Source organism: Enterobacter sp. ECC_219_Taxon_10, from assembly GCF_058354905.1.
On record NZ_CM178005.1, the window covers coordinates 3166371 to 3183951 of the forward strand.

General features: G+C 54.5%; 18 protein-coding genes and 1 other annotated feature. Of the genes, 11 read left to right on the forward strand and 7 right to left on the reverse strand.

The genetic code is table 11. The annotated features are described in order from the left end of the window. Positions 1–48 precede the first annotated feature (48 nt). The gene (sbcB, locus tag AC4ICF_RS15140; protein ID WP_439209950.1) at positions 49–1485 is read left to right on the forward strand and encodes an exodeoxyribonuclease I; all 1437 of its coding nucleotides are present in this window, start codon (positions 49–51) and stop codon (positions 1483–1485) included. Between the two features lie 64 nt (positions 1486–1549). Here the strand turns inward: sbcB and plaP are convergent, their stop codons facing one another. The 4 genes from plaP to AC4ICF_RS15160 form a co-directional block, all read right to left on the reverse strand. Continuing rightward, positions 1550–2908 (reverse strand): putrescine/proton symporter PlaP, encoded by a 1359-nt coding sequence (gene plaP, locus AC4ICF_RS15145; protein WP_316379438.1) that lies wholly within the window; start codon positions 2906–2908, stop codon positions 1550–1552. Further along, positions 2898–2960, reverse strand: a complete 63-nt coding sequence (gene yoeI / locus AC4ICF_RS15150) for a membrane protein YoeI (protein ID WP_099458931.1) — start codon at positions 2958–2960, stop codon at positions 2898–2900. Before yoeI ends, plaP begins: the two co-directional genes overlap by 11 nt. Before the next feature lie 219 nt (positions 2961–3179). Further along, positions 3180–4109, reverse strand: coding sequence for a LysR substrate-binding domain-containing protein (locus AC4ICF_RS15155; RefSeq protein WP_163329803.1), 930 nt, complete (start codon positions 4107–4109; stop codon positions 3180–3182). 41 nt (positions 4110–4150) lie between these two features. Next, positions 4151–4975 (reverse strand): SDR family oxidoreductase, encoded by an 825-nt coding sequence (locus AC4ICF_RS15160; protein ID WP_302217854.1) that lies wholly within the window; start codon positions 4973–4975, stop codon positions 4151–4153. A 175-nt stretch (positions 4976–5150) separates the two neighbouring features. On the opposite strand from AC4ICF_RS15160, the gene hisL reads away from it, so the two are divergent. The 9 genes from hisL to hisIE all read left to right on the forward strand — a co-directional run bounded on the left by hisL (position 5151) and on the right by hisIE (position 12367). Further along, complete coding sequence (gene hisL / locus AC4ICF_RS15165) at positions 5151–5201, forward strand: his operon leader peptide (RefSeq protein WP_001364200.1); 51 nt, start codon at positions 5151–5153, stop codon at positions 5199–5201. After that, positions 5177–5300 (forward strand) — a sequence feature (His leader region). It overlaps the preceding gene by 25 nt. A gap of 45 nt (positions 5301–5345) precedes the next feature. Then, the gene (gene hisG / locus AC4ICF_RS15170) at positions 5346–6245 is read left to right on the forward strand and encodes an ATP phosphoribosyltransferase (RefSeq protein WP_003859492.1); all 900 of its coding nucleotides are present in this window, start codon (positions 5346–5348) and stop codon (positions 6243–6245) included. A gap of 5 nt (positions 6246–6250) precedes the next feature. After that, on the forward strand, positions 6251–7555 hold the full coding sequence (gene hisD, locus AC4ICF_RS15175; RefSeq protein WP_316379437.1) for a histidinol dehydrogenase: 1305 nt from the start codon (positions 6251–6253) through the stop codon (positions 7553–7555). Beyond that, positions 7552–8613: a histidinol-phosphate transaminase gene (gene hisC, locus AC4ICF_RS15180; protein ID WP_316379436.1), complete on the forward strand. Its 1062-nt coding sequence runs from the start codon at positions 7552–7554 to the stop codon at positions 8611–8613. Before hisD ends, hisC begins: the two co-directional genes overlap by 4 nt. Beyond that, a complete protein-coding gene (gene hisB, locus AC4ICF_RS15185; RefSeq protein WP_047647361.1) occupies positions 8610–9677 on the forward strand; it encodes a bifunctional histidinol-phosphatase/imidazoleglycerol-phosphate dehydratase HisB in 1068 nt (355 codons plus the stop codon). The genes hisC and hisB overlap by 4 nt, the downstream gene beginning before the upstream one ends. Next, positions 9677–10267, forward strand: a complete 591-nt coding sequence (hisH, locus tag AC4ICF_RS15190) for an imidazole glycerol phosphate synthase subunit HisH (protein ID WP_316379435.1) — start codon at positions 9677–9679, stop codon at positions 10265–10267. Before hisB ends, hisH begins: the two co-directional genes overlap by 1 nt. Next, positions 10267–11004, forward strand: a complete 738-nt coding sequence (hisA, locus tag AC4ICF_RS15195; RefSeq protein ID WP_233002630.1) for a 1-(5-phosphoribosyl)-5-[(5-phosphoribosylamino)methylideneamino]imidazole-4-carboxamide isomerase — start codon at positions 10267–10269, stop codon at positions 11002–11004. The genes hisH and hisA overlap by 1 nt, the downstream gene beginning before the upstream one ends. After that, complete coding sequence (hisF, locus tag AC4ICF_RS15200) at positions 10986–11762, forward strand: imidazole glycerol phosphate synthase subunit HisF (RefSeq protein WP_116338849.1); 777 nt, start codon at positions 10986–10988, stop codon at positions 11760–11762. The genes hisA and hisF overlap by 19 nt, the downstream gene beginning before the upstream one ends. After that, entirely contained in the window at positions 11756–12367 is a 612-nt protein-coding gene (hisIE, locus tag AC4ICF_RS15205; protein ID WP_163329797.1) for a bifunctional phosphoribosyl-AMP cyclohydrolase/phosphoribosyl-ATP diphosphatase HisIE, read from the forward strand. Before hisF ends, hisIE begins: the two co-directional genes overlap by 7 nt. A gap of 44 nt (positions 12368–12411) precedes the next feature. Here the strand turns inward: hisIE and wzzB are convergent, their stop codons facing one another. Next, the gene (gene wzzB / locus AC4ICF_RS15210; protein ID WP_316379433.1) at positions 12412–13392 is read right to left on the reverse strand and encodes an LPS O-antigen chain length determinant protein WzzB; all 981 of its coding nucleotides are present in this window, start codon (positions 13390–13392) and stop codon (positions 12412–12414) included. A 194-nt stretch (positions 13393–13586) separates the two neighbouring features. Here wzzB and AC4ICF_RS15215 point away from each other — a divergent pair, with 194 nt between their 5' ends. Beyond that, positions 13587–14591, forward strand: a complete 1005-nt coding sequence (locus AC4ICF_RS15215) for an NAD-dependent epimerase (protein ID WP_316379432.1) — start codon at positions 13587–13589, stop codon at positions 14589–14591. 49 nt (positions 14592–14640) lie between these two features. Here the strand turns inward: AC4ICF_RS15215 and ugd are convergent, their stop codons facing one another. Beyond that, positions 14641–15807 carry a UDP-glucose 6-dehydrogenase gene (ugd, locus tag AC4ICF_RS15220; RefSeq protein WP_063409310.1) on the reverse strand — a complete coding sequence of 389 codons (1167 nt, stop codon included), beginning with the start codon at positions 15805–15807 and terminating at the stop codon, positions 14641–14643. 226 nt (positions 15808–16033) lie between these two features. After that, positions 16034–17440: an NADP-dependent phosphogluconate dehydrogenase gene (gene gnd / locus AC4ICF_RS15225; protein WP_028013772.1), complete on the reverse strand. Its 1407-nt coding sequence runs from the start codon at positions 17438–17440 to the stop codon at positions 16034–16036. Positions 17441–17581 lie beyond the last annotated feature (141 nt).

The window sequence follows — 17581 nt, forward strand, 5'->3', positions numbered from 1 at the left end:
GTCTGACCCGCGCGATCGTTTACCATAGTGGCGTCATTTTTTAACAGGATGGTATTACTGGTGTCTGACTCTGCCGCACGCCCGACTTTTTTATTCCACGACTACGAAACCTTTGGCACGCATCCGGCGCTGGACAGACCGGCGCAGTTTGCCGCCATCCGTACCGACGACAAATTCAACATCATTGGCGAGCCCGAGGTCTTTTACTGCAAACCGGCTGATGACTACCTGCCGCAGCCCGGCGCGGTGATGGTCACCGGGATCACACCGCAGGAAGCCCGGGAAAAAGGCGTTAACGAAGCAGAGTTCGCCCGCCGCATCCACGATCTGTTTACCGTTCCCAATACCTGCGTGGTTGGCTACAACAACATCCGTTTTGACGATGAAGTGACGCGCAACATCTTCTATCGAAACTTCTACGATCCGTACGCCTGGAGCTGGCAGAACCGCAATTCACGCTGGGATCTGCTCGACATTATGCGCGCCTGTTATGCCCTGCGTCCTGAAGGCATTAACTGGCCGGAAAATGAGGAAGGGCTGACGAGCTTCCGGCTGGAGCACCTGACGCGCGCCAACGGCATCGAGCACAGTAATGCCCATGATGCGATGGCGGATGTCTATGCCACCATTGCCATGGCGAAGCTGGTGAAAACCGCGCAGCCCCGGCTGTTTGAATATCTGCTGAGCCACCGCGGCAAGCAGAAGCTCATGACCCTTATCGACGTACCGCAGATGAAGCCCCTGGTGCATATCTCCGGCATGTTTGGCGCCTGGCGCGGCAATACCAGCTGGGTTGCCCCGCTGGCCTGGCACCCGGATAACCGAAATGCGGTCATCATGGTGGATTTGGCGGGGGATATTTCGCCGCTGCTGGAGCTTGACAGCGATACCCTGCGCGAACGGCTTTACACCCCGAAAAATGAACTCGGGGACCTGCCTGCGGTGCCGGTCAAACTGGTGCATATCAATAAATGTCCGGTGCTGGCGCAGGCGAATACGCTGCGTCCGGAAGATGCCGACAGGCTGGGCATCAACCGTCAGCACTGTCTGGATAACCTGAAAGTGCTGCGCGATAACCCACAGGTGCGCGAGAAAGTGGTCGCTATTTTTGCCGAGGCGGAGCCGTTCGTGCCGTCCGAAAACGTGGACACCCAGCTCTACAACGGCTTCTTCAGCGATGCCGATCGTGCAGCCATGAATATCGTTCTGCAAACCGAGCCGCGTAACTTACCGGCGCTGGACATCACCTTCGCCGATAAGCGCATCGAAAAGCTGATGTTTAATTACCGGGCGCGCAACTATCCCGGCACGCTGGACGAAGCAGAACAGGCGCGCTGGCTGCAGCATCGTCGTAACGTGTTTACGCCAGAATATCTGCACAGCTACGCGCAGGAGCTGGAGATGCTTTACGGCCAGTACGAAGGGAATACAGAGAAGCAGACGCTGCTGAAAGCGTTGTTCCAGTACGCGCAAGAGATAGTGTGAAATTCAGATATAAAAAAACCGGAGCCTTTGAACTCCGGTTTTTTTTCGCCCGTTGGCGCTGCGCTTACGCGACGTCTTCGTACTGAGGAACCGGGTTACGGAAGCTCTTCGTGACGCAAGCCAGATAAACCAGACCGATACCAGCCCAAATCAGGCCAAGCACCATTGAACTCTCTTCCAGGTTAACCCACAGCGCGCCCACGGTCAGGGCACCGCACATCGGCAGGAACAGATACTGGAAGTGATCTTTCAGCGTCTTGTTACGCTTTTCACGGATCCAGAACTGAGAGATAACCGACAGGTTAACAAAGGTGAACGCCACCAGCGCACCGAAGTTAATCAGCGCCGTTGCCATCACCAGGTCAAAGTTAATCGCCAGCAGCGCAATAGCACCGACCAGGATGATGTTCATCGCCGGGGTACGCCATGTTGGATGAACATAACCGAAGAAGCTTTTCGGGAATACGCCATCGCGGCCCATTACGTACATCAGACGCGCAACGCCTGCATGCGCGGCCATACCGGACGCCAGTACGGTGATGGTGGAGAAGATCAGCGCGCCGACCTGGAACGCTTTACCCGCCACATAGAGCATGATTTCCGGCTGAGATGCATCCGGATCCTTGAAGCGAGAGATATCCGGGAAGTACAGCTGCAGGAAATAGGTAGAGAAAATAAAGATCAGACCGCCAATCAGCGCCGTCAGGAAAATAGCACGCGGAATCACGCGCTCTGCATCTTTGGTTTCTTCAGACAGGTTGCTGATCCCGTCAAAACCGGTAAAGGAGAAGCACAGAATGGTTGCCCCGGTAATCATTGGGATCACATGGGCATCACCAGACCAGAACGGCTTGCTGCTCGCCAGTGTGCCCGCGCCTTCGCCATGGAACACGCCGTAAATGACCATGCCAAGAATAACGGCAATCAGGACAACCTGAAGCACGACAATTACGGAGTTAAAGTTGGCAACGGACTTGATGCTGCGCAGGTTAAAGGCAGTCATAAAGGCTACCAGCACCACGACGAACATCCAGGAGGGAATCGACGGCACCAGCGCTTCAAAATAAATTTTTGCCAGCAGAATGTTGATCATCGGCGCGAACAGATAGTCGAGCAGCGACGACCAGCCCACCATAAAGCCAACCGTCGGGCTGATGGATTTCTGGGCATAGGTGTAGGCGGAACCGGCAGACGGATAGCGACGCACCAGTTTACCGTAGCTCAGCGCGGTGAAGAGGATCGCAATCAGCGCGAAGCCGTATGCCGTCGGCACATGACCGTCTGTGAGGCCTGATACGATACCGAATGTATCGAACAGCGTCATCGGTTGCATATAGGCCAGGCCCATCATAACAACCGGAATCAACGTAAGCGTTTTACGTAATTCCACGCGAGAGGTGTTTGGAGTTGCGTTATGCGACATAGTTATTCTCCTTTACGGTGATAACCGCCACGTAAGCGAAAAATTGCCCCATTTCTTTCTTCCTCAGCGACAACAACTGTCGGATTTTAGTAAATATCTATCCGGTACGAAGCCCGGCCTCTTGGTTTTTAGTTTCGTTTCGTACATGCAAAAAAAAATAACCGACGCCTTTTATATCGTCGATTATTCATTTGGTTGCAGCGGCGGCATTTTGCCCCACATCGGATACAAAAGGCAATACTTTGCAACGCACCGGGTAATTTTCTTTTTGCTAACTGGCTGATTTCTCGACGCTACCCTGAGAGTAAACGTCGGCGATAGCACTATTTGCTAAAATTTCGTCCCGCCACCAGGCGCTGGCCAGCCCGGCGGTTTGTTCGTTCCAGCCCACCCATACCGACTCGTTACTGCTTTGAGCAAGTACCTGTTTTTCAACAAGCGCACCGCTGTCAATAAAGCGCTGCGCCAGATAGCGGGGTAAATAGCCACAGCCCAGACCGCTAATTTGCAGTTCCAGCTTGGTTTTAAAGTCAAAAACGGTGATGGCCTCCTGCTCATCCAGCAATTGCGAGGAAACCGCACATTCCGCGCGCGAGCTGTCCCCCACGACAATCGCGCGGTAGCCCTTTATGACGCGACGGTTAAGAGGCTCAGGTTCCTGAGCCAGCGGATGATGGGGCGCCACGGCAAATACCTGCTCCAGCACGCCGAGTCGGGCAAAACCAAATTCGCTCAGCTGAGGAGGCTCATGCAGTGCACCGACAAAAATGTCCGCCCTGCCCTGCGTTAAGGCATCCCAGGAACCGCCCAGCACGCCGTTGATGAAAATCAGCCTGGTGACGCTGTGATGCTGATAAAACGTTTCAATCAGCGGCGTCAGGAGAGAAAATGGAAAGGTGTCATCCACGCCAATCACCAGTTCGTTCTCCCATCCCTGATGGAGCTTGACGGCCTGCTTTTCCAGCTCGCGAACGGTATGCAGAACGTCACGGCCTTTTTCCAGCAGCATCTGTCCGGTGCGGGTAAAACGGGCGCGGTGCCCGGTGCGATCGAGGATCTGGATATTGAGATCGCTTTCCAGTTTTTGAACGGTGTAGCTCAACGCCGAAGGGGTTTTGTAGAGCTTTGCCGAGGCTGCCGCAAAGCTTCCCTCTTTTTCCAGTGCATCCAGAATAATAAGAACATCCAGCAGCGGTTTCATGCTCGCCCCCTTCTGGTGTGCGATTGTCTCCGCTGCGGGACTTATTCCATGGGCATCACCAGCGGATCGGGATACTGATACTCAAACCCCAGCTCATGGCAAATGCGATTGCCATCAACAATTTTACCTTTACTGTCATCCTTTGCCTCACCGAAAACCGGCGCCGCCAGGCCCAGCTGACGTGCCATCAGCGGGTAAAACGTGCTGCGCGCCGGATGAGACGGTGCACATATATTATAGATGTGTCCGCCTTTTGGAGCCTGTAAGAGTAGCTCAATCGCGCCAATAACATCCTCCAGATGGACAAGATTCACGCCATGCTGACCGTCGGGCGCCGTCTTTCCGGCGAAGAAGCGTCCCGGATGGCGACCAGGGCCCACCAGCCCCGCCAGACGAACGATATCGACCTGCGTGCCGGGAAGATTATGCAGCCAGTCTTCCAGCTCTTTCAGGACCTGACCGCTCGCGGTAACGGGACGGCGCTCGGAACTCTCTTTCACCACGCCCTCAGCATCGCCATAGACCGACGTCGAGCTGGTAAAAATAATGCGCGGAACGTGATGCGCCAGCGCGCTGTCGACAATCTCCTGCATCGCCTGCAGATAAAATGATTCACCCGGGCCACTGCGCCGCGCGGGTAGCGTTATCACCAGCGCATCCACGTTCATCAGCGTGTCCAAATCGTCCGCATCACACACCAGTTCCGGTTCCAGACGCAGTTCAACGCCATCAATACCGCACATTCGCGCCGCTTCGACCCCATCTCGGGTGGTCTTGCTCCCGGTCACCTGCCAGCCTTTCGCGGCTAATGACATCGCCAGCGGCATTCCCAGCCATCCTAAACCGACAATCGCGACCTTTTTCATGCGAATTCTCCTGACTCTCACTCGTCTTTCATAAGGCTACGCCAGCCCGGCAGAACACACAATTCATAGCATCAATATGAAATGAATTAATGATCAAAAAAAGCCCTTGCAATATGTCGTACAACTGGTTTAGGTTAAAAGACATCAAATGAATAAGCATTCATCGAGAATTTATATGACACGCGTTCAATTTAAACACCACCATCATCACCATCATCCTGACTAGTCTTTCAGGCGATGTGTGCTGGAAGACGTTTGGATCTTCCAGTGGTGCATGAACGCATGAAAAAGCCCCCGGAAGATCTTCTTCCGGGGGCTTTTTTTTGGACCGAATTCAGACAGGTTAAAACAGGTTAACGAGGAATAAAGAATGTTAGATAACTCACGCTTACGCATAGCTATTCAAAAATCAGGCCGTTTGAGCGACGACTCACGCGAACTGCTGGCCCGCTGCGGGATTAAAATTAACCTGCACACCCAGCGCCTGATTGCTCTGGCTGAAAACATGCCCATCGACATTCTGCGCGTGCGTGATGACGATATTCCCGGCCTGGTCATGGATGGTGTCGTTGACCTCGGCATCATCGGTGAAAACGTGCTGGAAGAAGAGCTGCTGACCCGCCGCGCGCAGGGCGAAGATCCGCGTTACTTCACCCTGCGTCGTCTGGACTTCGGCGGCTGCCGCCTGTCGCTGGCAACACCGGTTGATGAAGCGTGGGACGGCCCGGCCGCGCTGAACGGCAAACGTATCGCCACCTCCTATCCTCACCTGTTGAAGCGCTATCTCGACCAGAAAGGCGTGCAGTTTAAATCCTGCCTGCTGAACGGCTCCGTTGAAGTGGCACCGCGCGCGGGTCTGGCAGACGCCATCTGTGACCTCGTCTCTACCGGCGCGACGCTGGAAGCGAACGGTTTGCGCGAAGTGGAAGTGATCTACCGCTCTAAAGCGTGCCTGATTCAGCGCGATGGCGAGATGGCCGACGCCAAGCAGCAGCTGATCGACAAACTGCTGACCCGCATTCAGGGCGTCATTCAGGCGCGCGAATCCAAATACATCATGATGCACGCCCCAACCGAACGTCTGGAAGAGGTCATCGCTCTGCTGCCGGGCGCTGAGCGCCCAACCATCCTGCCGCTGGCAGGCGATCAGCAGCGCGTGGCGATGCACATGGTGAGCAGCGAAACCCTGTTCTGGGAAACCATGGAAAAACTGAAGGCGCTGGGCGCAAGCTCCATTCTGGTGCTGCCTATTGAGAAGATGATGGAGTAATGGCCATGAGCTTTAACACAATCATCGACTGGAATACCTGTAGCGACGCGCAGCGTCGCGATCTGCTGATGCGCCCGGCGATTTCCGCCTCAGAAAGCATCTCACGCACCGTGGCGGAGATCCTGGATAACGTCAAAGCCCGTGGCGATGACGCGCTGCGTGAATACAGCGCGAAGTTTGATAAGACGGAAGTCGGCACGTTACAGGTTACCGAGCAGGAAATCATTGATGCCACCGATCGTCTGGGTGACGAGATCAAACAGGCGATGGCCGTCGCGGTAAAAAACATTGATACCTTCCACACCGCGCAGAAGCTGCAGACCGTGGATGTCGAAACCCTGCCCGGCGTACGCTGCCAGCAGGTGACGCGCCCGGTTGCATCAGTGGGGCTTTATATCCCCGGCGGTTCAGCGCCGCTGTTCTCGACCGTATTAATGCTCGCCACGCCGGCGCGTATCGCCGGATGCCAGAAAGTGGTGCTTTGCTCACCGCCACCGATTGCCGACGAAATCCTTTATGCGGCGAAGCTGTGCGGGGTGCAGGCGATCTATAAAGTGGGCGGTGCGCAGGCGATTTCTGCCCTGGCATTCGGGACTGAATCCATTCCGAAGGTCGACAAAATCTTTGGCCCTGGCAATGCGTACGTGACCGAAGCCAAGCGCCAGGTCAGCCAGCGTCTGGACGGCGCGGCCATCGATATGCCTGCCGGTCCGTCTGAAGTGCTGGTCATTGCCGACAGCGGCGCAACGCCTGACTTCGTGGCCTCCGACCTGCTTTCACAGGCGGAACACGGCCCGGACTCACAGGTGATCCTGCTGACGCCGGATGCCGATATGGCGAAACGCGTGGGTGAAGCCGTCGAGCGCCAGCTTGCCGACCTGCCCCGCGCCGACACGGCACGCCAGGCGCTCGCGGCCAGCCGCCTGATTGTGGCGCGCGATCTGGCGCAGTGCATTGCCATCTCCAACCAGTACGGCCCGGAGCACCTGATTATTCAGACCCGCAGCGCGCGCGATCTGGTCGACAGCATCACCAGCGCCGGCTCGGTGTTCCTCGGCGACTGGTCACCGGAATCCGCGGGGGATTACGCCTCCGGCACTAACCACGTGCTGCCGACGTACGGCTATACCTCTACCTGCTCCAGCCTTGGCCTGGCGGATTTCCAGAAACGCATGACCGTGCAGGAACTCTCCCGCGAAGGGTTTGCCTCACTGGCCTCCACTATTGAGACCCTGGCCGCCGCCGAGCGACTGACCGCCCACAAAAATGCCGTGACGCTGCGCGTTGCAGCCCTGAAGGAGCAAGCATGAACATTGAAGAGTTAGCCCGCGAAAATGTCCGTCGCCTGACGCCTTACCAGTCTGCGCGTCGTCTAGGCGGAAACGGGGACGTCTGGCTGAACGCCAACGAATTCCCAACTGCGGTGCAGTTTGAGCTGTCGCAGCAAACGCTGAACCGCTATCCGGAGTGTCAGCCGAAGGCGGTTATCGAAAACTACGCGCAGTACGCGGGCGTGAAGCCGGAGCAGGTGCTGGTCAGTCGCGGCGCGGATGAGGGCATTGAGCTGCTGATCCGCGCGTTCTGCGAGCCGGGCAAAGACGCGGTGATGTACTGCCAGCCTACCTACGGCATGTACAGCGTCAGCGCCGAAACCTTCGGCGTGGCGTGCCGCAACGTGCAGGCGCTGGAGAACTGGCAGCTCGATTTGCAGGGCATTGCAGACAATCTCGATGGCGTGAAGGTTGTCTTCGTCTGCAGCCCAAATAACCCAACCGGGCAGATTATCAACCCGCAGGATATTCGCACCCTGCTGGAGATGACGCGCGGTAAAGCCCTGGTGGTCGCGGATGAAGCCTATATTGAGTTCTGTCCGCAGGCAACGCTGGCAGGCTGGCTGAAAGAGTATCCGCACCTGGTTGTGCTGCGCACGCTGTCGAAAGCCTTTGCCCTTGCAGGTCTGCGCTGCGGATTCACGCTGGCGAATAAAGAGGTTATCGACCTGCTGCTGAAAGTGATCGCCCCGTACCCGCTCTCAACGCCGGTTGCCGATATTGCGGCACAGGCGCTGACGCCGCAGGGCATAAATGCAATGCGCGAGCGCGTGGCGCAAATTCTGGCGGAGCGTCAATATCTGGTGACAGCCCTGAAGGATATTCCCTGCGTGGAGCAGGTGTTCGACTCGGAAACCAACTATATCCTGGCGCGCTTCACCGCCTCCAGTGCCGTATTTAAATCTTTGTGGGATCAGGGCATTATCTTACGAGACCAGAATAAACAACCTTCCCTGAGCGGATGCTTGCGCATTACCGTAGGCACCCGCGCAGAGAGCCAGCGCGTGATTGACGCCCTGAAAGCGGAGAATGTATGACCCAGAAGATCCTTTTCATCGATCGTGACGGCACCCTTATTTCGGAGCCACCAGCCGATTTTCAGGTCGATCGATTCGACAAACTGGCTTTTGAACCGGACGTGATCCCGGTGCTGCTTAAGCTGCAGAAAGCCGGATTTAAGCTGGTGATGATCACCAATCAGGACGGTCTGGGTACTGACAGCTTCCCGCAGGCGGACTTTGACGGCCCGCATAATCTGATGATGCAGGTGCTGACCTCTCAGGGCGTGGTATTTGATGAAGTGCTGATTTGCCCGCACATGCCGGCCGACGAGTGTGACTGCCGTAAGCCAAAGGTGAAGCTGGTAGAGCGTTACCTGGCTGAAGATGCGCTGGATAAAACCAACAGCTATGTCATCGGCGATCGCATCACCGATATCACGCTGGCGGAAAACATGGGCATCGCGGGGCTGCGCTACGACCGCAACAACCTTAACTGGGCGAAAATTGGCGAGCAGCTGACAAAGCGCGACCGCTATTCCCACGTTGAGCGCAACACCAAAGAGACGCAGATTGATGTGAAGGTCTGGCTGGACCGTGAAGGCGGCAGCAAGATCCACACCGGCGTCGGTTTCTTCGACCATATGCTGGATCAGATTGCCACCCACGGCGGCTTCCGCATGGAGATCGCGGTAAAAGGCGACCTTTACATTGACGATCACCACACAGTGGAAGATACCGGCCTGGCGCTGGGTGAAGCCCTGAAGCTGGCGCTCGGCGACAAGCGCGGCATCAACCGTTTCGGCTTCGTCCTGCCGATGGACGAGTGCCTGGCGCGCTGCGCCATGGACATTTCAGGTCGTCCGCACCTGGAATATAAAGCTGATTTCACCTACCAGCGTGTGGGCGATCTCAGCACCGAAATGGTGGAGCACTTCTTCCGTTCATTGTCCTACACCATGGGCCTGACGCTGCATCTGAAGACCAAGGGCAAAAACGATCACCACCGCGTGGAGAGCCTGTTTAAAGCCTTTGGCCGTACGCTGCGCCAGGCGATCCGCGTGGAAGGCGATGCCCTTCCCTCATCAAAAGGAGTGCTGTAATGAACGTGGTGATTCTGGATACCGGATGCGCCAACCTCAACTCCGTAAAATCGGCCATTGCGCGCCACGGCTATGAGCCGGTGGTAAGCCGCGATCCGGACGTTGTCTTGCGCGCCGATAAGTTATTCCTGCCGGGCGTTGGCACCGCGCAGGCCGCGATGGATCAGATTCGCGAACGCGAGTTGGTCGATCTGATCAAAGCCTGTACCCAGCCGGTGCTGGGCATTTGCCTGGGCATGCAGCTCCTGGGCCGCCGCAGCGAAGAGAGCAACGGCGTTGACCTGCTGGGCATTATCGACGAAGACGTACCGAAAATGACCGACCACGGTCTGCCTCTGCCGCATATGGGCTGGAACCGCGTTTACGCCAAAGCGGGCGACCGATTGTTTCGCGGCATCGAAGACGGCGCGTACTTTTACTTTGTGCACAGCTACGCCATGCCGGTGAACGTGAATACGATCGCCCAGTGCACCTACGGCGAGGCGTTTACGGCAGCCGTACAGAAAGACAATTTCTTCGGCGTGCAGTTTCACCCGGAGCGCTCTGGTGCCGCAGGCGCGCAGCTGCTGAAAAACTTCCTGGAGATGTGATGATTATTCCCGCTTTAGATTTAATTGACGGCACGGTTGTCCGTCTCCACCAGGGCGATTACGGCCAGCAGCGAGACTACGGAAACGACCCGCTGCCGCGTCTGCAGGATTATGCCGCTCAGGGTGCACAGGTGCTGCATCTGGTGGATTTAACGGGTGCGAAAGATCCGGCGAAGCGCCAGATCACGCTGCTTAAACAGCTTGTTGCTGGTGTTGACGTACCCGTACAGGTCGGCGGCGGCGTGCGTACGGAAGAGGACGTCGCCTCGCTGCTGGACGCGGGCGTGGCGCGCGTGGTGGTAGGGTCAACTGCCGTGAAAGATCCTGACACGGTGAAAGGCTGGTTCCGCCGCTTTGGCGCCGACGCCCTTGTACTGGCGCTGGACGTGCGCATTGACGAGCAGGGTAAAAAGCAGGTTGCCGTCAGCGGCTGGCAGGAAAACTCCGGCGTGACGCTGGAAGAGCTGGTCGATATCTATCTTCCCGTTGGCCTGAAGCACGTACTGTGCACGGATATCTCCCGCGACGGAACGCTGGCGGGCTCTAACGTCTCGCTGTATGAAGAGGTCTGCGCGCGTTATCCGCAGGTTGCGTTCCAGTCTTCTGGCGGTATCGGTGATATAGACGACGTGGCCGCGCTGCGCGGCACCGGTGTGCAGGGCGTGATCGTGGGCCGGGCCCTGCTGGAAGGTAAATTTACTGTGACGGAGGCGATTCAATGCTGGCAAAACGGATAATCCCTTGCCTGGACGTACGCGACGGTCAGGTCGTGAAAGGCGTGCAGTTCCGCAACCACGAAATCATTGGCGACATCGTTCCGTTGGCAAAACGCTATGCCGATGAAGGCGCAGACGAGCTGGTCTTTTATGATATCACCGCTTCCAGCGATGGCCGCGTGGTCGACAAAAGCTGGGTGGCGCGCGTGGCGGAAGTGATCGACATTCCGTTCTGCGTAGCGGGCGGGATTAAGTCCGCTGACGACGCTGCCAAAATTCTCTCTTTTGGGGCCGACAAGATTTCCATCAACTCCCCTGCTCTGGCCGAGCCGGAGTTGATTACACGCCTGGCCGATCGCTTTGGCGTGCAGTGTATTGTGGTTGGAATCGACACCTGGTATGACGCCGCAACGGGCAAGTACCACGTCAACCAGTACACCGGCGATGAAAGTCGTACCCGCGTCACCCAGTGGGAAACGCTCGATTGGGTGCAGGAAGTGCAAAAGCGTGGCGCAGGCGAGATTGTTCTCAATATGATGAACCAGGATGGCGTGCGTAACGGTTATGACCTCGAGCAGCTGAAGAAAGTGCGCGCGGTCTGCCACGTTCCGCTGATTGCCTCCGGCGGCGCAGGCACCATGGAGCATTTCCTGGAAGCCTTCCGCGATGCGAACGTGGACGGTGCCCTTGCCGCCTCCGTGTTCCACAAGCAGATTATCAATATTGGTGAGTTAAAAACGTACCTGGCCGACCAGGGCGTGGAGATCAGGGTATGTTAACAGAGCAACAACAGGCGCAGCTGGACTGGGAAAAAACTGACGGATTACTGCCGGTGGTTGTACAGCATGCCGTCTCGGGCGAAGTGCTGATGCTGGGTTATATGAACCAGGACGCGCTGGCAAAAACGATCGACAGCGGCAAAGTGACGTTTTTCTCGCGTACGAAGCAGCGCCTGTGGACCAAAGGGGAAACCTCGGGGCACTTCCTGAACGTGGTCAGCATGACGCCAGACTGCGATAACGACACCCTGCTGGTGCTGGTAAACCCAATCGGCCCAACCTGCCATAAGGGCACCAGCAGCTGCTTTGGCGAGACGAGTCATCAGTGGCTGTTTCTGTATCAGCTGGAGCAGCTGCTGGCGGAGCGTAAATCGGCGGATCCTGAGAGCTCCTATACCGCGAAGCTGTATGCCAGCGGGACTAAGCGCATTGCGCAGAAGGTGGGAGAAGAAGGCGTTGAGACGGCGCTGGCCGCGACCGTACATGACCGGGAAGAGTTGACGAATGAAGCATCGGATTTGATGTATCACCTGCTGGTGCTGCTGCAGGATCAGGAGCTGGATTTGACGGCGGTGATTGAGAATCTTCGCAAACGACACAAATAAAAAAACCGGGGATTAATTATCCCCGGTTTTTTTAAATCTGCAAATCAGGCTTTTGGTTTGTAGTTGCGCAATGCATTACGCCCCAGAACCACACCAGAGCCAATCATACCGCCCAGCAGCACGGCTAGAACAAGAATAACCGCTTTCTTAGGACTATCGCGACGAACGGGCAGATCCGGCTTCATAACGTAACGATAAACGTGGATAGTGTCAGGATTCACGTTCAGGTTCTGGATGTCCAGCAGGTTTCGTTTAGTCTGATAATATGCGGTAGAGAAGATCAGCGGGCGCGACGCTTCATTGTCTATCATCGATTTCAGCCCTTCACTTCCCAGCAGGAACATCGTTTCCTGAGTGACATCCTGGGTTTGCTGAATCTGTGGCGAGGAGATTTTCGCCGCTTCAGCATTCTTCAATGCTTCTGCAATCTGTTTAATACGCAGATCTTTCTGCTCCTGAGCGACCTTCTCCTGGCTAACCAGAGAATCGTTCAGCGTTTTAATCTGCTCCTTGATATTGTCCTTGAGGTCAAGGGCAAGTTCTTTTGCCGTCTGTTCATCAATCTGCTGGATGTACTGCGCCAGCTGCTTTTGCGCCGCTTCAGCTGATGTACTGGCATAGGAGACGCTTAACGGCAGCGGCTGCCCTTTAACAGCAGGCTCAATAGTCAGTTTTTCAGGCACATCCTGGTTGTCCAGCGCCTGGGATAACGCAGAGAAAGAGGCGTTAAAACGGTCAATCGCGCGCGTTTGAATGTCCAGCATTGAAGGAGCTGCGCTGCCGTAGAGGATGTTCAATGCGTTTGAGTAGGTCGCTATCTGCGCTGCATCAGGTTGGGCAATGATCGCGCTTGAGGTCCACTTTTCCTTAGCAATTGAAAGATATCCCACGGCCAGGGCAATAAAAACAACAACAAACGTTGCTATCATCCACTTTCCACGCCACAGCTGTAACACTAAATCAAGTAAATCAATTTGCTCAGGGTCGTTGCTTCGGCTGACCTGGCTATTGTTGTTTTGCGTCATACAATCCCTAACTGATGAAAAAGGGGAAACATAATTATGTTTGCATAGTTTATCTATTACTGCGGATTTTTCTATAAGAATCCGATGAGTTATATCGGAAAGATGCGTTATGTAACTCGCTCCCCTTCGCGCTATCATAGACACCATGTGATGCGTTATCGCATCTGTAAGAATAAGGGTTTAAGAGGGAAAATATGAAATTTCTGGTCACCGGTGCAGCAGGTTTTATCGGTTCGAATGTCAGTAAACGCCTCATTGAGGCCGGACATCAGGTTGTCGGTATTGATAACCTGAATGACTACTACGATGTCAACCTGAAACTGGCGCGTCTGGAACGGATACAATCAGAGCGTTTCACCTTTCACAAGCTTGAGTTAGCAGACCGTGAAGGCATGGCTGCGCTTTTCGCCAGTGAAAAGTTTGATCGCGTCATTCATCTGGCTGCACAGGCAGGCGTTCGTTACTCCCTGGAAAACCCGCACGCCTATGCGGATGCCAATCTTATTGGCCATCTCAACGTGCTGGAAGGGTGTCGCCATAACCACGTTCAGCATCTGCTTTATGCCTCGTCCAGCTCCGTATATGGCCTCAACCGTAAAATGCCGTTCTCTACTGATGATTCCGTGGATCACCCCGTTTCACTCTATGCTGCGACCAAAAAAGCCAATGAACTGATGTCGCACACCTATTCGCACCTGTACAACTTGCCGACCACCGGACTGCGCTTCTTTACCGTATACGGTCCGTGGGGACGCCCGGATATGGCGCTGTTTAAATTTACTAAGGCAATGATTGAAGGCAAAAGCATCGATGTCTATAACTACGGGAAGATGAAGCGCGACTTTACCTACATCGATGATATTGCTGAAGCGATTATTCGTCTGCAGGATGTTATTCCCCATCCTGACGCAAACTGGACCGTTGAGACCGGCTCACCGGCAACCAGTTCAGCACCTTACCGCGTTTACAACATCGGTAACAGCTCCCCAGTAGAGCTGATGGACTACATCACAGCACTGGAAGACGCGCTGGGTAAAAAAGCCGAGAAAAATATGTTGCCGCTCCAGCCGGGCGACGTACTGGAAACCAGTGCCGACACGAAAGCGCTGTATGACGTGATCGGTTTCAAACCACAAACCTCGGTTAAAGACGGAGTGAAGAACTTCGTTGAATGGTACCGCGAGTTTTACAAGGTCTGAAAATAAAAAACCCGGCAAATCAGCCGGGTTTTTTCATCATGAAAGAGATTTAGTCGCTACCGAAGAGATCGCGGGTATAGACTTTGTCAGCGACGTCAGCCAGCTCTTCCGCCATGCGGTTCGAGATAATGACATCCGCTTCTTTTTTGAAGGCATCCAGATCGCGGATCACACGGGAATTGAAGAACTGATCTTCCTGCATGGCAGGCTCATAGATAATGACCTCCACGCCTTTCGCCTTGATGCGCTTCATAATCCCCTGAATGGAAGAGGCGCGGAAATTATCGGAACCGCTCTTCATGATCAGACGGTACACTCCCACCACTTTCGGCTGGCGCGCAAGAATGGAATCGGAGATGAAATCTTTACGCGTACGGTTAGCGTCAACAATCGCCGATATCAGGTTATTCGGCACGGCCTGGTAGTTCGCCAGCAGCTGCTTGGTATCTTTTGGCAGGCAATAGCCACCGTAGCCAAATGACGGGTTGTTATAGTGGTTGCCAATACGCGGGTCGAGGCAAACCCCTTCAATAATCTGGCGGGTGTTCAGCCCAAGACTTTCTGCATAGCTGTCGAGCTCATTGAAGTACGCAACTCGCATTGCCAGATAGGTGTTTGCGAAAAGCTTAATCGCCTCCGCTTCGGTGGAGTCCGTGAACAGCACCGGAATATCTTTCTTCACTGCGCCTTCCTGCAGCAGTGCGGCAAAGCGTTCAGCACGCTCAGAGCGTTCGCCAATAACGATACGCGAAGGATGCAGGTTATCGTAAAGCGCTCTCCCCTCACGCAGGAACTCTGGCGAGAAGAAGATATTATCAATACCAAACTTTTCTTTGATGGATTTGGTAAAGCCGACAGGAATGGTCGATTTAATAACCATCACCGCATCAGGATTAATCGCAATAACATCTTTGATAACCGCTTCTACGGTTGAGGTGTTGAAATAGTTGGTTTTTGGATCGTAGTCAGTAGGCGTCGCAATGATGACGTAATCCGCATCGCGGTATGCATCTTCTTTATCTGTCGTGGCGCGGAAATTCAGCGGTTTATTGCTGAGATAGTCCTGGATTTCTTTGTCGACAATCGGCGATTTCTTCTGATTGAGCATATCCACTTTGGCCTGTACGATATCCAGCGCAACCACTTCATGGTTCTGAGCAATCAGAATGCCGTTAGAAAGACCGACATACCCTGTTCCGGAAATTGTTATTTTCATTCGCTAATGACTTCTTTTAGTTAACTGTATTGATGGCCGGCAGACCATCGCGATAAACATAACTGTTGGGCTTTGTACCTCCTGACAAACAGAACTGTCAAGGCAAACCAGGAGTAATCACAACGAGCGGGATGAGATTCAGACTACTTCGAATAATGGCCGGCATTTTTTGCATAAAAAAACCCGGAGACAAGCTCCGGGTTGGTGTTATTGCGAAGGTTTTAACTCACTCCATCCATTCGGTATGGAACACACCTTCTTTATCCGTGCGCTTGTAAGTATGCGCACCAAAATAGTCACGCTGTGCCTGGATCAGGTTGGCAGGCAGAACAGCAGCACGATAGCTGTCATAATAAGCTACCGCCGCAGAGAAGGTTGGAACCGGGATTCCGTTCTGTACGGCGTAGGCAACCACGTCACGCAATGCCTGCTGGTATTCATCCGCAATCTTTTTGAAGTACGGGGCCAGCAGAAGGTTGGCGATACCCGCGTTTTCAGCATAGGCATCGGTGATTTTCTGCAGGAACTGCGCACGAATGATGCAACCCGCGCGGAAGATCTTCGCAATCTCACCGTAGTTCAGATCCCAGTTGTTCTCGTCTGACGCCGCACGCAGCTGAGAGAAGCCCTGCGCGTAAGAGACGATTTTACCCAGGTACAGGGCGCGACGAACTTTCTCGACGAACTCAGCTTTGTCACCGGCTGGTTTAGCCTGAGGGCCAGACAGCACTTTAGAAGCCGCAACGCGCTGCTCTTTCAGAGAAGAGATATAACGCGCAAAGACGGATTCGGTGATCAGAGACAGCGGCTCGCCCAGATCCAGAGAGCTCTGGCTGGTCCATTTACCGGTACCTTTGTTCGCTGCTTCATCCAGAATCACATCAACCAGGTATTTACCCTCTTCATCTTTCTTCGTGAAGATATCTTTGGTGATGTCGATCAGATAGCTGTTCAGCTCGCCTTTATTCCACTCGGTAAAGGTTTCAGCCAGCTCTTCGTTAGAGAGATTCAGGCCGCCTTTCAGCAGGGAGTATGCTTCTGCGATCAGCTGCATATCGCCGTATTCGATGCCGTTGTGCACCATTTTGACATAGTGACCAGCACCGTCCGGACCGATATAAGTCACACACGGCTCACCATCTTCCGCAACAGCAGCGATTTTAGTCAGGATTGGCGCAACCAGTTCGTACGCTTCTTTCTGGCCACCAGGCATGATTGATGGACCTTTCAGCGCGCCCTCTTCACCACCGGAAACACCGGTACCGATGAAGTTGAAGCCTTCAGCGGACAACTCACGGTTACGACGAATGGTGTCCTGGAAGAAGGTGTTACCGCCATCAATGATGATGTCACCTTTTTCAAGGTAAGGCTTCAGGGAGTCGATAGCAGCATCGGTACCCGCGCCCGCTTTCACCATTAACAGGATACGACGAGGCGTTTCCAGGGACTCAACGAACTCTTTCACCGTATAGAAAGGAACCAGTTTCTTGCCTGGATTCTCGGCAATCACTTCTTCGGTCTTATCACGGGAGCGGTTGAAAACGGAGACGGTATAACCACGGCTTTCGATGTTGAGCGCCAGGTTGCGCCCCATCACTGCCATACCGACAACGCCGATCTGTTGCTTGGACATTACATACTCCTGTCAGGTGTGGATACCCCGCCGGAATGCGAACGACGGGTAAAGTAAAAAACATGTTAACTCAAGGGTGAGGTAAGAGGGTAGCAAATGATGCACTGATCACATAACTGCATATTTTCTAGTGAATTATCG

Coding starts and splice junctions, on each gene's coding strand:
- wzzB (WP_316379433.1), bottom strand. CDS start 13,392: ATGACGCAAAACAACAATAGCCAGGTCAGCCGAAGCAACGACCCTGAG.
- gnd (WP_028013772.1), bottom strand. CDS start 17,440: ATGTCCAAGCAACAGATCGGCGTTGTCGGTATGGCAGTGATGGGGCGC.
- AC4ICF_RS15155 (WP_163329803.1), bottom strand. CDS start 4,109: ATGAAACCGCTGCTGGATGTTCTTATTATTCTGGATGCACTGGAAAAA.
- hisIE (WP_163329797.1), top strand. CDS start 11,756: ATGTTAACAGAGCAACAACAGGCGCAGCTGGACTGGGAAAAAACTGAC.
- hisH (WP_316379435.1), top strand. CDS start 9,677: ATGAACGTGGTGATTCTGGATACCGGATGCGCCAACCTCAACTCCGTA.
- sbcB (WP_439209950.1), top strand. CDS start 49: ATGGTATTACTGGTGTCTGACTCTGCCGCACGCCCGACTTTTTTATTC.
- hisF (WP_116338849.1), top strand. CDS start 10,986: ATGCTGGCAAAACGGATAATCCCTTGCCTGGACGTACGCGACGGTCAG.
- hisG (WP_003859492.1), top strand. CDS start 5,346: ATGTTAGATAACTCACGCTTACGCATAGCTATTCAAAAATCAGGCCGT.
- ugd (WP_063409310.1), bottom strand. CDS start 15,807: ATGAAAATAACAATTTCCGGAACAGGGTATGTCGGTCTTTCTAACGGC.
- hisC (WP_316379436.1), top strand. CDS start 7,552: ATGAACATTGAAGAGTTAGCCCGCGAAAATGTCCGTCGCCTGACGCCT.
- hisA (WP_233002630.1), top strand. CDS start 10,267: ATGATTATTCCCGCTTTAGATTTAATTGACGGCACGGTTGTCCGTCTC.
- AC4ICF_RS15160 (WP_302217854.1), bottom strand. CDS start 4,975: ATGAAAAAGGTCGCGATTGTCGGTTTAGGATGGCTGGGAATGCCGCTG.
- hisD (WP_316379437.1), top strand. CDS start 6,251: ATGAGCTTTAACACAATCATCGACTGGAATACCTGTAGCGACGCGCAG.
- AC4ICF_RS15215 (WP_316379432.1), top strand. CDS start 13,587: ATGAAATTTCTGGTCACCGGTGCAGCAGGTTTTATCGGTTCGAATGTC.
- plaP (WP_316379438.1), bottom strand. CDS start 2,908: ATGTCGCATAACGCAACTCCAAACACCTCTCGCGTGGAATTACGTAAA.
- hisB (WP_047647361.1), top strand. CDS start 8,610: ATGACCCAGAAGATCCTTTTCATCGATCGTGACGGCACCCTTATTTCG.